11 protein-coding genes, 4 tRNA genes and 1 rRNA gene are annotated in these 18,245 nt (G+C 59.1%); all 16 read left to right on the plus strand.

All coding sequences use genetic code 11. The features are described from left to right. Positions 1-16: 16 nt before the first annotated feature. The 16 genes from rrf (at position 17) to PAQ31011_RS24490 (ending at position 18,219) form a co-directional block, all read left to right on the plus strand. Positions 17-129 (plus strand): 5S ribosomal RNA (gene rrf, locus PAQ31011_RS24415). A gap of 1,365 nt (positions 130-1,494) precedes the next feature. Continuing rightward, positions 1,495-2,259, plus strand: a complete 765-nt coding sequence (locus PAQ31011_RS24420) for a glycosyltransferase family 25 protein (RefSeq protein ID WP_150578263.1) — start codon at positions 1,495-1,497, stop codon at positions 2,257-2,259. A gap of 162 nt (positions 2,260-2,421) precedes the next feature. After that, positions 2,422-2,507 (plus strand) — tRNA-Tyr (locus PAQ31011_RS24425). Positions 2,508-2,582: 75 nt separating this feature from the next. Continuing rightward, positions 2,583-2,656 (plus strand) — tRNA-Gly (locus PAQ31011_RS24430). 31 nt (positions 2,657-2,687) lie between these two features. Further along, positions 2,688-2,762, plus strand: a tRNA-Thr gene (locus tag PAQ31011_RS24435). A 72-nt stretch (positions 2,763-2,834) separates the two neighbouring features. Further along, complete coding sequence (gene tuf / locus PAQ31011_RS24440) at positions 2,835-4,043, plus strand: elongation factor Tu (protein ID WP_150578264.1); 1,209 nt, start codon at positions 2,835-2,837, stop codon at positions 4,041-4,043. A gap of 65 nt (positions 4,044-4,108) precedes the next feature. Then, a tRNA-Trp gene (locus tag PAQ31011_RS24445) sits at positions 4,109-4,184 on the plus strand. Positions 4,185-4,206: 22 nt separating this feature from the next. Continuing rightward, a complete protein-coding gene (secE, locus tag PAQ31011_RS24450) occupies positions 4,207-4,587 on the plus strand; it encodes a preprotein translocase subunit SecE (protein WP_039393786.1) in 381 nt (126 codons plus the stop codon). Position 4,588: 1 nt separating this feature from the next. Beyond that, positions 4,589-5,146: a transcription termination/antitermination protein NusG gene (nusG, locus tag PAQ31011_RS24455; RefSeq protein WP_150578265.1), complete on the plus strand. Its 558-nt coding sequence runs from the start codon at positions 4,589-4,591 to the stop codon at positions 5,144-5,146. A 143-nt stretch (positions 5,147-5,289) separates the two neighbouring features. Further along, complete coding sequence (gene rplK, locus PAQ31011_RS24460) at positions 5,290-5,721, plus strand: 50S ribosomal protein L11 (RefSeq protein ID WP_039393782.1); 432 nt, start codon at positions 5,290-5,292, stop codon at positions 5,719-5,721. After that, positions 5,721-6,416, plus strand: coding sequence for a 50S ribosomal protein L1 (gene rplA, locus PAQ31011_RS24465; RefSeq protein ID WP_046290063.1), 696 nt, complete (start codon positions 5,721-5,723; stop codon positions 6,414-6,416). The genes rplK and rplA overlap by 1 nt, the downstream gene beginning before the upstream one ends. A 322-nt stretch (positions 6,417-6,738) precedes the next feature. Continuing rightward, on the plus strand, positions 6,739-7,236 hold the full coding sequence (gene rplJ, locus PAQ31011_RS24470; RefSeq protein WP_039393778.1) for a 50S ribosomal protein L10: 498 nt from the start codon (positions 6,739-6,741) through the stop codon (positions 7,234-7,236). A 60-nt stretch (positions 7,237-7,296) separates the two neighbouring features. Continuing rightward, on the plus strand, positions 7,297-7,674 hold the full coding sequence (rplL, locus tag PAQ31011_RS24475) for a 50S ribosomal protein L7/L12 (protein ID WP_046290061.1): 378 nt from the start codon (positions 7,297-7,299) through the stop codon (positions 7,672-7,674). A 528-nt stretch (positions 7,675-8,202) separates the two neighbouring features. Further along, positions 8,203-12,309: a DNA-directed RNA polymerase subunit beta gene (gene rpoB / locus PAQ31011_RS24480; RefSeq protein ID WP_150578266.1), complete on the plus strand. Its 4,107-nt coding sequence runs from the start codon at positions 8,203-8,205 to the stop codon at positions 12,307-12,309. A 26-nt stretch (positions 12,310-12,335) separates the two neighbouring features. After that, a complete protein-coding gene (gene rpoC / locus PAQ31011_RS24485; RefSeq protein WP_150578267.1) occupies positions 12,336-16,547 on the plus strand; it encodes a DNA-directed RNA polymerase subunit beta' in 4,212 nt (1,403 codons plus the stop codon). Between the two features lie 247 nt (positions 16,548-16,794). Then, positions 16,795-18,219: a mannose-1-phosphate guanylyltransferase/mannose-6-phosphate isomerase gene (locus PAQ31011_RS24490; RefSeq protein ID WP_150578268.1), complete on the plus strand. Its 1,425-nt coding sequence runs from the start codon at positions 16,795-16,797 to the stop codon at positions 18,217-18,219. Positions 18,220-18,245 lie beyond the last annotated feature (26 nt).

The following is an 18,245-nucleotide window of genomic DNA, read 5'->3' on the forward strand; positions in this document are numbered from 1 at the left end:
GAACATACAAGTTAAGCCTGATGACCATAGCGAGTTGGAACCACCCCTTCCCATCCCGAACAGGACCGTGAAACGACCCCACGCCGATGATAGTGCGGATACCCGTGTGAAAGTAGGTAATCGTCAGGCTCCCCTTAAAAACCCCTTGCTACAGCGTAGCAAGGGGTTTTTGCTTTGCGTCACACACTTTGATGCCGGCCTCGAAGCTCGATCGATCGTTCGCCTACTGCTTCGTTCGACTTCCTCAGTGCATTTATCCCAGAAGTAATACTTACACCGTGCTATGCCGAGACATGTGCCTAGCAAAGTGACATCGCATTGTCTGCCTGCCAGCTACGCTTTTCATCGGCTCCGTAGAATCCAACGGTATTGCACCGCCGCGTTGTTGTAACGTCCGCATGAAGTGAAATTCCGGGACCTGGCAAAGTGACGTCGCTGTCTGCCTGCTAGCTGCGCTTTTCATCGACTCCGCAGAATCCAACTCGTCGTCCGCATAGACCACGTTTGGATCGTCGCGTACGAGGACGGCTGCTCATTCCTCATGAGATCGGCTAACCACTGCTCTTGGATGTCGCGTACGAGAACAGGGCCGGCTGCCCATTCTCGATAAGATCCGCTAACCGCCTCGGTGGTCTCAATGGACGGTGCGGGTTCGCTAACCCCTTTTGTATGCCGTCTCGCAACGGATGCAGGGCGGACATAGGCGCCGTTTCTCGATCCATCTTCCCCTTATAGCTTCGACGAGGCCGTGCCTCGGCTTGTGCCGCCCCATATCGGCTAGCTCTCCTTTGCGGGTCGCTCAGTCAGTGCGCGCAGTCGCGCCTGGGACCCGATGCGCTTCGATAGTCTTCGAATTCGACATGTGGACACCGATGGGTGCGATTCAATCGGGCAACTTGCTTTCAGCCCACCGCGGCTGCAAACCTGGATCGCAACGAGCGAAAGTTTGTAGCTGAACGTCGGCTGACGAACGATGCTTGCAGACGATTCGGCGTGTGAGCGTGGGCTGGCACCCTTCCATCGATCAATATCCCCCCCGATCAATCGACCGCTCGAGCGCATCGTCGCGAAGTAGCCGACAAGGTCGACGGTGTCTGATGTGCTCTGGATGGGGGCAGTCGGTCAAATGGCTCTGCGAGCGTCAGTTCGACATCGTGCTCCGATGGAGCATGCGGGGTTCAATGAGGTCATTCAAGCAACTCATCCAGTGCTTGATCAAAGCAAGTCTTACGCTCATTTCCATTGAGCTGCGGCCGGCGGGACCTCGCTGGCAGCCTTGCCCGATCGCCTTGCCGTGCCTTTCTCGCGGCAAGTGATTGTTTGCGAAGAACGCTTGAAGGACGGAAAGGAAAACGCTCAGTTCGTATAAGACGACTCTGAAAGCGCATGGCCAAGTGAGCGATTCGACATATTGGCGGTTTATCCTGTCCGTCGTTTCGAACAGCAATATGCGCGCATCGTATGCTCGACGAGGTGCTCACGTAGACCATAAAAATGAACCAGATGTGCTTCCCGGGGTTGCGTCTTCCTCCTGTTATCGTCGTGTCGCTAATCGACAGTCATGAGCGTCGCGCTCATATCACTGCGCAGCTGACCAAGGCAGGCGTCCCATTCAGATTCTTCGATGCGCAGCGTATTAACCAATATCCGTTGGCTTACGATCAGGCGACTCGCCTCAAAATGTATTCCAACCACCTGACGCTCGGAGAGGTGGGTTGCTATGACAGCCACTATCGCATCTGGGAAGGGCTGGCCCGGTCGAACGATGATATCTGGTGTGTCCTGGAAGACGACGTCCAACTGACGCCCGATTTCCCCACGCGTCTTGCTGCAGCGCTGGACGTCTCGATTCATTGGGGCATCATGCGGTTGAAGAGTGGGGGGGATTCCGGGCGTTGGAAGGTTGGTGAGCTCCCGGATGGTGGCGTCCTCCATGACCACCGCAAGCAGCCGGGCGGTACGCAGGGTTACCTTATCCGTCGCGACGCCGCCTTAGCCCTGTTGGACTACGGCAAACGGATGATCCATCCGGTCGACGACATGCTCAACCGTAATTGGGAGCACGGCATCCGTATGATCTCGATGTGGCCAGACATCCTGGTGGACGTGGGCGACGATCTCGGTACCACGATCACCGGTCGCCAAAAGGCGAAACGGAGTCTCGCTCAAAAGCTGCGCCGAGAATTCCACATGGGAAGAGACTGCCTGAACAGCCACATGGACGTTTGGCGTAGGCGATTGTTAGCTGGCGCTCGCTGACTGCCTCCTGTCGATTTTCCGAAATTCAAGATAATCCAATAAATCAAAGAGTTGCCGCGTTCTCTCGATTCTTTCCGAGGCGCAGGCATAAAAACTGCATATTTAATGCGTGGAAGGTGTTGACAAGGCAGGGGGACATCTCCATAATTGCAAATTCTCTGCGGAGGGGTGCCCGAGTGGCTAAAGGGGGCAGACTGTAAATCTGTTGGCTTACGCCTACGTTGGTTCGAATCCAACCTCCTCCACCAGAATGCGGAAGTGATAAGCGCCGGAAACATGAGTTCTCCGGCGCTTGTTACCAAGTGGCGAGAGTCGGAATCCAAGCGGGTGTAGCTCAATGGTAGAGCAGAAGCCTTCCAAGCTTATGACGAGGGTTCGATTCCCTTCACCCGCTCCAGGTGACGCGCAGAAGCAGTAGTACAGGATTCGCCCATGTGGCTCAGTGGTAGAGCACTCCCTTGGTAAGGGAGAGGTCGGCAGTTCGATCCTGCCCATGGGCACCAAAAGATAGTGTGAAGCGCGGCAATCAACATGCCGAGCAACCTCGGCAATAGATAACCCGTTAGGAGTCGGAAATGGCAAAGGAAAAATTCGAGCGGACTAAGCCGCACGTGAACGTCGGTACCATTGGCCACGTTGACCATGGCAAGACCACCCTGACGGCTGCTATCGCAACGGTTCTGTCGGCCAAGTTCGGCGGCGAAGCCAAGAAGTACGACGAAATCGACGCGGCGCCGGAAGAAAAGGCACGTGGTATTACCATCAACACGGCACACATCGAGTACGAAACGGCTACGCGCCACTACGCACACGTTGACTGCCCGGGCCACGCCGACTACGTCAAGAACATGATTACCGGTGCTGCCCAGATGGACGGCGCTATCCTGGTTTGCTCGGCTGCTGACGGCCCGATGCCGCAAACGCGTGAGCACATCCTGCTCGCCCGTCAGGTCGGTGTGCCGTACATCATCGTGTTCCTGAACAAGTGCGACATGGTCGACGACGCCGAGCTGCTCGAGCTGGTCGAAATGGAAGTGCGTGAGCTTCTCTCGAAGTACGACTTCCCGGGCGACGACACCCCGATCATCAAGGGTTCGGCCAAGTTGGCGCTGGAAGGCGACAAGGGCGAACTGGGCGAAGTCGCGATCATGAATCTGGCCGACGCGCTGGATTCGTACATCCCGACGCCGGAGCGCGCTATCGACAAGCCGTTCCTGATGCCGGTTGAAGACGTGTTCTCGATCTCGGGTCGTGGCACGGTGGTGACGGGTCGTATCGAGTCGGGCGTGGTCAAGGTCGGCGAAGAAATCGAAATCGTCGGTATCAAGATGGACGGCGACAAGCCGCACATCGACAAGACGACCTGCACGGGCGTTGAAATGTTCCGCAAGCTGCTCGACCAAGGTCAAGCAGGCGACAACGTTGGTCTGCTGCTGCGCGGCACGAAGCGTGAAGACGTTCAGCGTGGTCAAGTTCTGGCCAAGCCGGGCTCGATCAAGCCGCACATGGCTTTCACGGCCGAAGTGTACGTGCTGTCGAAGGACGAAGGCGGCCGTCACACGCCGTTCTTCAACAACTACCGTCCGCAGTTCTACTTCCGTACGACGGACGTGACCGGTTCGATCAGCCTGCCGGAAGGTAAGGAAATGGTTATGCCGGGCGACAACGTGTCGATCAGCGTCAAGCTGATTGCTCCGATCGCCATGACCGAAGGCCTGCGCTTCGCAATCCGCGAAGGTGGCCGTACGGTGGGTTCGGGCGTCGTTGCAAAGATCGTAGCTTAAGCCGGTACCTTAACGGTCCGCGCTTACAGAGGTCAGCTTTTGGCAGCTGACCTCTCTGCTGTTTTAGGGGTATAGCTCAACTGGCAGAGCGTCGGTCTCCAAAACCGAAGGTTGGGGGTTCGATTCCCTCTGCCCCTGCCAAACAACTGTCTGCAAGCTGGAAATGGCGAATTCTCCCGTAGAAACTGTACGTACGACTGGCGACAAGCTGCTGCTGGCTCTGGCCGGGCTGCTGGTCATTGCTGGCGTCGTGGCGTTCTACGCTTTGGAGCAACAAGCACTGTATGTGCGCGTTGCTGCCATCGTCGTCGTTCTGGCCATCGCAGCAGGTGTTGCATTGGCATCGCAAACTGGCAAAGGCTTCCTGGCTTTTGCCAAGGATGCGTATCGGGAAGTGGGTAAGGTCGTTTGGCCGACCCGTAAAGAGGCCGCCCAAACGACCGCGATTGTCTTCGCGTTCGTCATCATCATGGCGCTGTATCTGTGGATCAGCGACAAGACGATCGAGTGGGCAGTGTTCTCTTTGATTCTTGGCTGGAAGTGATATGTCTGATACCGGGTCCGCACCGAGCAAGAAGCGCTGGTACGTCATTCATGCCTACTCCGGCATGGAAAAAAGCGTAGCCAAGCAACTGCAAGAGCGCATTACGCGTGATGGCATGCAAGACTACTTTGGTCAGATTCTTGTTCCGACCGAAGAAGTTGTTGAAACTACGGCTGGCCATAAGAAGGTCACCGAACGTCGTTTCTTCCCCGGCTATGTGCTGTGCGAGATGGAAATGACGGATGAATCGTGGCACTTGGTGAAGAACACTCCCAAGGTCACGGGCTTTATCGGCGGTACGGGCACGCGTCCGATTCCGATCCGACAAGCTGAAGTCGACAAGATCATGTCGCAAATCAAGGATGGGGTTGAAAAGCCGCGTCCCAAGACGTTGTTCGAAGTGGGCGAGCTGGTTCGAGTCAAGGATGGTCCTTTCACGGACTTCAACGGCTCGGTGGAAGAAGTGAACTACGAAAAGTCCCGCCTCCGTGTCTCCGTCACCATTTTTGGACGGGCAACTCCGGTAGAACTGGAGTTCGGACAAGTCGAAAAGATCTAAGAATAAAATGCGCCGGCGCGACGTCCGGCGCGTTTTTGCGTTGGTGACACCCGTCGCCGAGGAGCGTCAGTAGCCCGTTTTTGGTGAACGCGCGCTATGACTCAACCCCGAATATGCGCCACATATTCGTTCCGGAGTAAACCATGGCAAAGAAAATCATCGGCTTTATCAAGCTGCAGATTCCTGCAGGTAAAGCCAACCCGTCGCCCCCCGTGGGCCCGGCCCTGGGTCAGCGTGGCCTGAACATCATGGAGTTCTGCAAGGCGTTTAACGCGCAAACGCAGAGCCTCGAACCGGGTCTTCCGATTCCGGTGGTGATCACCGCCTTCGCGGACAAGAGCTTCACGTTCGTCCTGAAGACCCCGCCGGCAACGGTGCTGATCAAGAAGGCTGCCAACCTGCAAAAGGGTTCGGCCAAGCCGCACACCGACAAGGTGGGCAAGATCACCCGCGCACAAGCGGAAGAAATCGCGAAGACCAAGATGCCTGACCTTACCGCCTCCGATCTGGACGCCGCGGTTCGCACCATCGCTGGCAGCGCACGTTCGATGGGCATCACGGTGGAGGGTCTGTAATGGCTAAGATCTCGAAGCGTCAACAAGCACTGGCCGCAAAGGTCGACCGCAACAAGCTGTACCCGGTCGGCGACGCTCTGGCCCTGGTCAAGGAATGTGCAAGCGCCAAGTTCGACGAGTCGATCGACGTCGCCGTTCAACTGGGCGTCGATGCGAAGAAGTCGGACCAAGTGGTTCGTGGTTCGGTCGTTCTGCCGGCTGGTACCGGTAAGTCGGTTCGCGTTGCCGTTTTCGCCCAAGGCGAAAAGGCTGAGCAAGCCAAGGCTGCCGGCGCTGAAATCGTCGGTATGGAAGACCTGGCCGAGCAGATCAAGGCCGGCAACATGGACTTCGACATCGTGATCGCTTCGCCGGACACGATGCGTATCGTCGGTACGCTGGGTCAGATCCTCGGCCCGCGCGGCCTGATGCCGAACCCGAAGGTTGGCACGGTCACGCCGGACGTCGCTACGGCAGTGAAGAACGCCAAGGCAGGTCAGGTGCAATACCGCGTCGACAAGGCCGGTATCATCCACGCCACGATCGGTCGCGCTTCGTTCGAAGCCGCTGCTCTGCAGCAGAACCTTTCGGCCCTGCTGGAAGCCCTGACGAAGTCGAAGCCGGCTTCGAGCAAGGGTGTCTACCTGCGCAAGATCGCCCTGTCGAGCACGATGGGCGTTGGCGTGCGTGTGGACCAGGCCAGCCTGTCGGCCTAAGCGATAAGTATCGCAATCGCAGGGTGATGGCGTCCCCTGCGATGGCTGAGATCCTTGAGATCGACAGCCTGTAGCAAAAGACTTTGGGCGGAAGCGGATTCTTCGGAAGTCGCTTCCGGTTATCAAAGACCGTTGGCGGGAATGGGCATTCACTGACGCTCCCTTAATACGCCAGCCAACGCAGATGGCGAACCCGAACAAGTTATGCAGTCACACCGTCGCACGCGGGCAACCGGGCGCGGGGGTTGAAACTCCAGACATGTCGGTAAGCCGTTAGTGGAACGGCATCACCATGAGGTGATGTCAATTTTGGAGGTTAACCGTGGCACTTAATCTTGATGATAAGAAAGCCGTCGTGGCAGAAGTATCGGCGCAAGTCGCCGCCGCTTCGACCATCGTTGTGGCTGAATATCGCGGAATCACGGTTGGCGATCTGACGAAGCTTCGCGCTAATGCGCGTCAGCAAGGCGTCTACCTGCGCGTTCTGAAGAACACGCTGGCACGTCGTGCAGTGGAAAACACTGCGTTTGCTGACCTGGCTGAGCAGATGACCGGTCCTCTGATCTACGGTATCTCGACGGATCCCGTAGCCGCTGCGAAAGTCTTGAACGACTTTTCGAAGGGCAACGACAAGTTGATCTTGAAGGCCGGCTCGTACGACGGCAAGGTGATGGACAAGGCAGGCGTGCAAGCGCTGGCCTCGATCCCGAGCCGCGACGAACTGCTCGCGAAGTTGCTGGGTGTCATGCAAGCGCCGGTTTCCGGCTTTGCTCGCGTCCTGGCTGCCGTGGCAGAGAAGAAGCAAGCGGAAGCTGCTTAATTCTCTCCCCGGTTACACGATCGCTGACTTCGGTCCGAACACAATCTAGGAGTTTTACAAATGGCAATCACGAAAGACGAAATCATCGAAGCCGTAGGCGCGATGTCGGTTATGGAACTGAACGACCTGGTCAAGGCGTTCGAAGAGAAGTTTGGCGTGTCGGCTGCCGCGATGATGGTCGCTGGCGGTGCTGCTGGCGGCGGTGCTGCTGCAGCTGCTGAAGAGCAAACCGAATTCAACGTCATCTTGGCAGAAGTCGGTGCAAACAAGGTCGGCGTCATTAAGGCCGTCCGCGAAATCACCGGCCTGGGCCTGAAGGAAGCCAAGGATCTGGTTGATGGCGCTCCGAAGGCTGTCAAGGAAGGCGTCGACAAGGCTGCTGCTGACGAAGCCAAGAAGAAGCTGGAAGAAGCCGGCGCCAAGGTCGAAGTTAAGTAATTCGGCTCTGCGCGTAGGGAAGGCTGGCGACGAAATGTCGTCAGCCTTTTTGTGCTTTCAGGAGATGCAAATCCCAAAACCGGGATTCCAAATTCGAAAGCAGGCTTGAAGCTAAGCCAAGTGGTTGAAATTGAAGTGATTTCGCTTTGCCTCGTGTGACTCGCAACGTTTCAAACGGGCGTTCGTTCAACGAGACGCGTCTTGGGACAGGCGAAAGCGGCCGATGTGCCGCAGTGGGAAAGTAAGCGAGAGGCCAAAGAAAAAATCGCGACGGGAAGCATATTCGATGCGCCAGGCATCGACCCGTGACGGTTTTCTCTTTGTCTTCTGAAGCGACTGCAGAAGGCAAGTTTGGTCGGGCGACGGGCAACACAGGCATCCGTCGCCGTCAGCCAGCGGTTGGTAGCGGCCAACCACCAAGCTCGTTGCTCCGCGGCAAGCCCGCCGTGGGGGACGTCTGGTCTCAGTCGATGAACACCCGTTGGCGATGCCTGCCGTCGTCGTCAGCGTAGTGATTCGGAGATCGTAATGCACTATTCCTTCACCGAGAAGAAACGCATTCGCAAGAGTTTTGCGAAGCGTCCGACCGTGCACAAGGTGCCGTTTTTGCTGGCCACCCAGCTCGCCTCGTACACATCGTTCTTGCAAGCCGATGCGCTTGCATCGGAGCGGAAGCCGGAGGGTCTGCAAGCAGCCTTCTCCTCCATTTTCCCGATCGTTTCTCACAACGGGTTCGCACGCCTGGAGTTTGTCAGCTATCTGCTTGGCACGCCTGCGTTCGATGTCAAGGAATGTCAACAGCGCGGCCTGACCTTCTGCTCGGCCCTGCGCGCCAAGGTTCGTCTGGTGATTCTCGATAAGGAATCGCCGAACAAGCCGGTAGTCAAGGAAGTGAAGGAACAGGAAGTGTACATGGGCGAAATTCCGCTCATGACCTCGACGGGTTCCTTCGTCATCAATGGCACGGAACGTGTCATCGTCTCGCAGCTGCACCGTTCGCCGGGCGTGTTTTTCGAACACGACAAGGGCAAGACGCACAGCTCGGGCAAACTGCTGTTCTCCGCGCGTATCATCCCCTACCGCGGCTCGTGGCTCGACTTCGAATTCGATCCGAAGGACATTCTGTACTTCCGTGTTGACCGCCGTCGCAAGATGCCGGTCACGATCCTGCTCAAGGCGATTGGCCTGACGCCGGAACAGATCCTCGCGAACTTCTTCGTGTTCGACAACTTCAAGCTGATGCCGGAAGGCGCACAGATGGAGTTCGTGCCGGAGCGTCTGCGCGGTGAAGTGGCTCGCTTCGACATCACGGATCGCGAAGGCAAGGTCATTGTCCAGAAGGACAAGCGTGTCAACGCCAAGCACATCCGCGACCTCGAGAACGCCAACACCAAGTTCATCTCGGTGCCGGAAGACTATCTCCTCGGCCGTGTGCTCGCGAAAAACGTGGTCGATGGCGACACCGGCGAAGTGATCGCCAACGCTAACGACGAAATCACCGAAAGCGTGCTGCTCAAGCTGCGCGAGTCGGGCGTGTCGGACATCCAGACGCTGTACACGAACGATCTGGACCAGGGTTCGTACATCTCGGCCACGCTGCGTATCGACGAGACCGCCGACAAGACGGCCGCGCGTATCGCGATCTATCGCATGATGCGCCCGGGCGAGCCGCCGACCGAAGATGCGGTCGAGGCTTTGTTCAACCGTTTGTTCTACAGCGAAGAAGCGTACGACCTGTCGAAGGTGGGTCGTATGAAGTTCAACCGTCGTGTTGGCCGTGACGAAGTGCTCGGACCGATGACGTTGGACGACGACGATATTCTCGCGACCATCAAGATCCTCGTGGATCTGCGCAACGGCCGCGGCGAAGTCGACGACATCGACCACTTGGGTAACCGTCGTGTGCGTTGCGTCGGCGAACTGGCAGAGAACCAGTTCCGCGCCGGTCTCGTGCGTGTCGAGCGCGCTGTGAAGGAACGTCTGGGTCAGGCCGAGTCGGAAAACCTGATGCCGCACGACCTGATCAACAGCAAGCCGATTTCGTCGGCCATTCGCGAGTTCTTCGGTTCGTCGCAGCTGTCGCAGTTTATGGACCAGACCAACCCGCTGTCGGAAATCACGCACAAGCGTCGTGTTTCCGCACTGGGCCCGGGCGGTCTGACGCGTGAGCGTGCAGGCTTTGAAGTTCGTGACGTGCACCCGACCCACTATGGCCGCGTGTGCCCGATCGAAACGCCGGAAGGTCCGAACATTGGTCTGATCAACTCGCTGGCACTGTACGCCCGCCTGAACGAATACGGCTTCCTCGAGACGCCGTATCGCAAGGTGGAAGACGGCAAGGTCACCGACCAGATCGACTACCTGTCGGCCATTGAAGAAGGTCGTTACGTGATCGCTCAGGCGAACGCGTCGATCGGCACCAGCGGCGAACTCACCGACGAACTCGTGTCGTCGCGTGAAGCCGGTGAAACGCTGATGGTCACGCCGGACCGCATTCAGTACATGGACGTGGCACCGTCGCAGATCGTCTCGGTCGCAGCCTCGCTGATTCCGTTCCTCGAACACGATGACGCGAACCGTGCATTGATGGGTTCGAACATGCAGCGCCAGGCCGTGCCTTGCCTGCGTCCGGAAAAGGCGGTTGTCGGTACGGGTATCGAACGTACGGTGGCCGTTGACTCGGGTACGACCGTGCAGGCGTTCCGTGGCGGTGTGGTCGACTACGTCGATGCAGGCCGTGTGGTGATTCGCGTGAACGACGACGAAGCCGTTGCCGGTGAAGTCGGCGTGGACATCTACAACCTGATCAAGTACACGCGTTCGAACCAGAACACCAACATCAACCAGCGCCCGATCGTGGAAGTGGGCGACAAGGTTGCGCGCGGCGATGTGATCGCCGATGGCGCGTCGACCGACCTGGGTGAGCTGGCGCTGGGTCAGAACATGCTGATCGCGTTCATGCCGTGGAACGGCTACAACTTCGAAGACTCGATCCTGATCTCGGAACGTGTCGTTGCGGAAGACCGTTACACGTCGATCCACATCGAAGAACTGAACGTTGTCGCTCGCGACACGAAGCTCGGACCGGAAGAAATCACGCGCGACATCTCGAACCTGGCGGAAGTGCAACTGAGCCGTCTGGACGAGTCGGGCATCGTGTACATCGGTGCAGAAGTCGAAGCTGGCGACGTGCTGGTGGGCAAGGTCACGCCGAAGGGCGAAACCCAGCTCACGCCGGAAGAAAAGCTGCTGCGCGCGATCTTCGGCGAGAAGGCTTCGGACGTGAAGGACACCTCGCTGCGCGTGCCGTCGGGCATGAGCGGCACCGTCATCGACGTGCAAGTGTTCACGCGTGAAGGCATTCAGCGCGACAAGCGCGCTCAGCAGATCATCGACGATGAACTGAAGGGCTACCGCCTGGACCTGAACGACCAGCTGCGTATCGTGGAAGGCGACGCATTCCAGCGTCTGGAGCGTTTCCTGGTGGGCAAGACGGCCAATGGCGGCCCGAAGAAGCTCGCCAAGGGCACCAAGATCACCAAGGAATACCTGGCCGATCTGGACCGCTACCACTGGTTCGACATTCGTCTGGCAGAAGACGAAGGTGCGCAACAGCTCGAACAGATCAAGGAATCGATCGAGCAGAAGCGTCACTCGTTCGACCTAGCTTTCGAAGAGAAGCGCAAGAAGCTCACCCAAGGCGACGAACTGCCGCCGGGCGTGCTGAAGATGGTCAAGGTGTACCTGGCGGTCAAGCGTCGTCTGCAGCCTGGCGACAAGATGGCCGGCCGTCACGGTAACAAGGGTGTGGTCTCGAAGATCGTGCCGATCGAGGATATGCCGTACATGGCCGATGGCCGTCCGGCAGACATCGTGCTCAACCCGCTCGGCGTGCCGTCGCGGATGAACGTGGGTCAGATTCTCGAATCGCACCTCGGCTGGGCAGCGAAGGGTCTGGGTTGGCGTATCGGCGAAATGCTGCAAGCGCACACCAAGGTCCAGGAGCTTCGCAAGTTCCTGACGAAGATCTACAACGAGAGCGGTCAGCAAGAAGATATCGACAGCCTGTCGGACGACGAAATCATGTCGTTGGCACGCAACCTGCAGAACGGCGTTCCGTTCGCGACGCCGGTGTTCGATGGCGCACATGAAGAGGAAATCCGTCGCATGCTGGATCTGGCGTTCCCGGATCACATTGCGAAGGAACTCGGCATGACCCCGTCGAAGAACCAGGTCACGCTGTTCGACGGTCGCACTGGCGAAGCCTTCGAGCGTACGGTCACTTGCGGCTTCATGCACATGCTCAAGCTGCACCACTTGGTCGACGACAAGATGCACGCCCGTTCGACCGGTCCGTACTCGCTGGTGACGCAACAGCCGTTGGGCGGTAAGGCTCAGTTCGGTGGTCAGCGCTTCGGTGAAATGGAAGTGTGGGCACTGGAAGCTTACGGCGCATCGTATGTGCTGCAGGAAATGCTGACGGTGAAGTCGGATGACGTGACGGGTCGTACGAAGGTGTACGAGAACCTCGTCAAGGGCGATCACGTGATCGATGCCGGCATGCCGGAGTCGTTCAACGTGCTGGTCAAGGAAATCCGTTCGCTCGGTATCGATATCGACCTGGAGCGCGGTTAATCGCGTTCAGGCAACAGGAGAAAGCAATGAAAGCTTTGCTCGATCTATTCAAGCAAGTCCAGCAGGACGAACAGTTCGACGCGATCAAGATCGGTCTGGCTTCGCCGGACAAGATCCGCTCGTGGTCGTTCGGTGAAGTGAAGAAGCCGGAGACGATCAACTACCGGACCTTCAAGCCCGAGCGCGACGGTCTGTTCTGCGCCAAGATCTTCGGTCCGATCAAGGACTACGAGTGCCTTTGCGGCAAGTACAAGCGCCTGAAGCACCGTGGCGTGATCTGCGAGAAGTGCGGCGTTGAAGTGACGCTGGCCAAGGTGCGCCGTGAGCGCATGGGCCACATCGAACTGGCTTCGCCGGTTGCGCACATCTGGTTCCTGAAGTCGCTCCCGTCGCGTCTGGGCATGGTGCTCGACATGACGCTGCGCGACATCGAACGCGTGCTGTACTTCGAAGCATACGTGGTCCTCGAGCCGGGCATGACGCCGCTTAAGCGTTGCCAGATCATGACCGAAGAGGATTACTACAACAAGGTCGAGGAATACGGCGACGAATTCCGTGCCGAGATGGGCGCGGAAGGCGTGCGCGAACTGCTGCGCTCGATCGACATCGACGCACAGGTCGAGCATCTGCGCGCCGAGCTGCAAGCCACGGGCTCGGAAGCCAAGATCAAGAAGTACGCCAAGCGCCTGAAGGTTCTTGAGGCATTCCAGCGCTCGGGCATCAAGCCTGAGTGGATGGTGCTCGAAGTCCTGCCGGTGCTCCCGCCCGAGCTGCGCCCGCTGGTGCCGCTCGACGGTGGCCGCTTCGCGACCTCGGACCTGAACGATCTGTATCGCCGCGTCATCAACCGTAACAACCGTCTGAAGCGTCTGCTCGAGCTCAAGGCCCCGGACATCATCGTGCGCAACGAAAAGCGCATGCTGCAAGAGTCCGTGGACTCGCTGCTCGACAACGGCCGTCGCGGTAAGGCGATGACCGGTGCGAACAAGCGCCCGCTCAAGTCGCTGGCCGACATGATCAAGGGTAAGAGCGGTCGTTTCCGTCAGAACTTGCTGGGTAAGCGCGTTGACTACTCGGGCCGTTCGGTGATTACCGTGGGCCCGACGCTCAAGCTGCATCAGTGCGGTCTGCCGAAGCTGATGGCGCTCGAACTCTTCAAGCCGTTCATCTTCCACAAGCTGGAAGTGATGGGCGTGGCCACGACCATCAAGGCCGCGAAGAAGGAAGTCGAGAACCAGACGGCGGTGGTGTGGGACATCTTGGAAGATGTGATCCGCGAGCATCCGATCATGCTGAACCGCGCACCGACGCTGCACCGCCTGGGTATTCAGGCGTTTGAGCCGGTGCTGATCGAAGGCAAGGCAATTCAGCTTCACCCGCTGGTTTGCGCGGCGTTCAACGCCGACTTCGACGGTGACCAGATGGCTGTTCACGTGCCGCTGTCGCTCGAAGCGCAGATGGAAGCGCGTACCCTGATGCTGGCCTCGAACAACGTGTTGTTCCCGGCTAACGGCGATCCGTCGATCGTGCCGTCGCAGGATATCGTGCTGGGTCTGTACTACGCGACGCGCGACAAGATCAACGGCCGCGGCGAAGGCCTGTCGTTCATCGACGTGTCCGAAGTGCTGCGTGCGTACGACAACAAGGAAGTCGAACTGGCTTCGCGCGTGAACGTGCGTATTACGGAGTACCTGGTCGACGCGGAAACGGGCGAGAAGACGCCGAAGATCACGCTGTACCCGACGACTGTCGGCCGCGCGATCCTGTCGGAAATTCTGCCGCCGGGCCTGCCGTTCTCGGTGCTGAACAAGTCGCTCAAGAAGAAGGAAATCTCGAAGCTGATCAACACGGCATTCCGCCGTTGCGGTCTGCGCGAGACGGTGATCTTCGTCGACAAGCTGATGCAGTCGGGCTTCAAGCTCGCAACGCGTGCCGGTATCTCGATCTGCGTCGACGACATGCTCGTGCCGACGAAGAAGGAAGAGCTGATCGGCGAAGCGTCGAAGAAGGTCAAGGAATACGACCGTCAGTACATGTCGGGTCTGGTCACGTCGCAAGAGCGTTACAACAACGTCGTGGACATTTGGGGTGCTACCGGTGACGCCGTGGGTAAGGCGATGATGGAGCAGCTCTCGAAGGAAAAGACCACCGACCGCGATGGCAACGTCGTGGATCAGGAGTCGTTCAACTCGATTTACATGATGGCCGACTCCGGTGCTCGCGGTTCGAGCGCCCAGATTCGCCAGCTCGCCGGTATGCGTGGCCTGATGGCCAAGCCGGACGGCTCGATTATCGAGACGCCGATTACCGCGAACTTCCGCGAAGGCCTGAACGTGTTGCAGTACTTCATCTCGACCCACGGTGCACGTAAGGGTCTGGCCGATACGGCACTGAAGACGGCAAACTCGGGTTACCTGACGCGTCGTCTGGTCGACGTGACGCAGGATCTGGTCGTGGTCGAAGACGATTGCGGCACGAGCAACGGCGTGGCGATGAAGGCGCTGGTCGAGGGCGGTGAAGTGGTCGAAGCCCTGCGTGACCGTATCCTGGGTCGCGTGGCTGTCGCTGACGTCGTGAATCCGGAAACGCAAGAGACGGTGTACGAAGCCGGTACGCTGCTCGACGAAGACATCGTCGAGAACATCGAAGCGCTGGGTATCGACGAAGTGCGCGTGCGCACGCCGCTGACCTGCGATACGCGTTTCGGTCTGTGCGCACTGTGCTATGGCCGTGACCTGGGTCGCGGTACGCGTGTGAACGTCGGCGAAGCTGTCGGCGTGATCGCAGCACAGTCGATCGGTGAGCCGGGCACGCAGCTGACGATGCGTACGTTCCACATCGGTGGTGCGGCATCGCGTGCGGCAGTGGCCTCGTCGATCGAAGCCAAGTCGAACGGTACGGTTCGCTTCACGGCGACCATGCGTTACGTGACGAATGGCCGCGGCGAGCAGATCGCGATCTCGCGTTCGGGTGAAGTCCTGATCACGGACGATCACGGTCGTGAGCGCGAGCGTCACAAGGTGCCGTACGGCGCGACGCTGCTGCAACTGGACGGCGCACAGGTCAAGGCCGGTGCCCAACTGGGTACGTGGGATCCGCTGACGCGCCCGATCATTACCGAACACGGCGGTTTCGCCAAGTTCGAGAACGTCGAGGAAGGTGTCACGGTTGCCAAGCAGATCGACGATGTGACGGGTCTGTCCACGCTGGTCGTGATCGATCCGAAGCGTCGTGGTCCGGCGTCGAAGAACGTGCGTCCGCAGGTCAAGCTGCTCGACGAGAACGGTGTGGAAGTGAAGATCCCGGGTACGGATCACCCGGTGACGATCGGCTTCCAGGTCGGCGCACTGATCACCATCAAGGATGGTCAGCAAGTGCCGGTGGGTGAAGTGCTCGCACGTATCCCGACCGAAGCGCAAAAGACTCGCGACATTACCGGGGGTCTGCCGCGCGTGGCCGAACTGTTCGAAGCACGTGCACCGAAGGACGCCGGCATTCTGGCCGAAGTCACGGGTACGACGTCGTTCGGTAAGGACACGAAGGGCAAGCAGCGTCTGGTCATTACCGATCTGGACGGCAACCAGCACGAATTCCTGATTCCGAAGGAAAAGCAGGTGCTGGTGCACGACGGTCAGGTGGTGAACAAGGGCGAAATGATCGTGGACGGCCCGGCCGACCCGCACGACATCCTGCGTCTGCAGGGTATCGAAGCGCTGTCGCGCTACATCGTCGATGAAGTGCAGGACGTGTACCGCTTGCAGGGTGTGAAGATTAACGACAAGCACATCGAGGTGATCGTTCGCCAGATGCTGCGTCGTGTGCAGATCACCGACAACGGCGATACGCGCTTCATCATCGGCGAACAGGTCGAGCGTTCGGACATGCTCTACGAGAACGACGCCATGAACGCCGCGGACAAGCGTCCGGCGCAGTACGAGAACGTGCTGCTGGGTATTACGAAGGCGTCGCTGTCGACGGATTCGTTCATCTCGGCGGCATCGTTCCAGGAAACGACGCGCGTGCTGACCGAAGCCGCCATCATGGGCAAGAAGGACGACCTGCGTGGCCTGAAGGAAAACGTCATCGTTGGCCGTCTGATCCCGGCAGGTACCGGTCTGGCGTATCACAAGGCCCGCAAGGCCCGCGAATCGTCGGATCGCGAGCGTCACGACCAGATCGCTCTGGAAGAGGCGTTTGCCCCGATCCCCACTTCGGTGGAAGAGCCGACGGCAGAGTAAGCCGGACGCGGGCGGCGCTGGCGCAAGCCGGCACCGCCGATCTGGCACTACGCTGTATCGCTGTACCGTTGTACGAAAGCGGCACCCTTTGCGGGGTGCCGCTTTTCTTTTGCGCGACGGTAAAACGTGGCCGCGACGCCAGTCCGAGACCAACTTCCGTCATCGCAATGTCGTTTTAAGTGTTTGAAATGACGATATAATTTTCGCTTCCCTATGCGATGTGGCGTAACTTTCTACGAACCGGAATATGGCGATAACTCCTGTAATTCTGTGCGGCGGTAGTGGTACACGTTTGTGGCCTTTGTCGCGAGCCAGCTATCCAAAGCAGTATCTCGCGCTCGCCGGTTCGGACACATTGCTCCAGCAGACGGTCAAGCGCGTCGGCGCGCTCGACAGCGTGGCCGCCCCGCTGATCATCTCCAATAACGAACAACGCTTCCTCGTGGCCGAACAGCTGCGTGCCATCGACACGACGCCGGGCGCGATCGTGCTCGAACCCGTGGCACGCAACACCGCACCGGCGGTCGCGGCGGCGGCGCTGGTGGCGCTGCGTCAGGACGCCGACGCCACGTTGCTCGTGCTGCCCTCCGATCACGCCATCGCGAACGAGACCAAGTTTCTCGAAGCGGTGCGTGCGGCCAAGACGCTCGCCGACGACGGCTATCTCGTCACCTTCGGCATTCCGCCGACGTCTCCCCATACGGGTTACGGCTACATTCGCCGTGGTGCCGCCACGCAGGTGTGCGCGAGCGGTTTCAACATCGACCAGTTCGTCGAGAAGCCGGACGCCGATAAGGCCGCCGCCCTCATCGCCGCCGGCAACTGCTACTGGAACAGTGGCATGTTCATGTTCAAGGCGTCGGCCTATCTCGACGAACTCGAACGTCTTGCCCCGGCGATGCTCAAGCAGGTGAAGGCGGCCGTCGAGCAGGGGGCAGTGGATATCGACTTCTTCCGTCTGGACAAGGCGAGCCTCGAAGCGTGTCCGTCTGACTCCATCGACTATGCCGTCATGGAGAAAGCGAAACGCGCCGCCGTGGTGGATGCCGACGGTCTGGGATGGAACGACATCGGCTCGTGGTCGGCAGTCGCGGAGATTGCCGAGCGTGACGAGAACGGCAATAGCCTGATCGGTGACGTGGTGACGCACGGCGTGAAGAACAGCTATGTGCGTGGCGAGAGCCGGATGGTCGCGGCCATCGGCGTCGAGAACCTCGTGATCGTGGAAACACCGGATGTGGTGCTGGTCACGTCGAAGGATCGCGTGCAGGACGTCAAGCGCGTGGTCGAGACGCTGATCGCCGAAGGCCGTTCTGAGTCGGTGTTCCATCAGCGCGTGTTCCGGCCGTGGGGCGATTACGAAGGCATTTGCGTGGGCGACCGCTTCCAGGTGAAGAAGATCGTCGTGAAGCCGGGCGCTTCGCTGAGCTTGCAGATGCACTTCCACCGCTCGGAGCACTGGATCGTGGTGAAGGGCACGGCGCGTGTGGTGAACGGCGACACGACGACGCTGCTGACCGAGAACCAGTCGACGTACATTCCGCTGGGCACGACGCACCGTCTCGAAAACCCCGGCCGCGTGCCGCTCGAACTGATCGAAGTGCAGTCCGGTGCGTATCTGGGCGAAGACGATATCGTCCGCTTCCAGGACGACTACGGCCGCACGAAGTAAGCACAAAGCAAGCATCGGGCAGTCCC

This window comes from Pandoraea aquatica, assembly GCF_902459565.1.
Classification (GTDB): Bacteria; Pseudomonadota; Gammaproteobacteria; order Burkholderiales; family Burkholderiaceae; genus Pandoraea; species Pandoraea aquatica.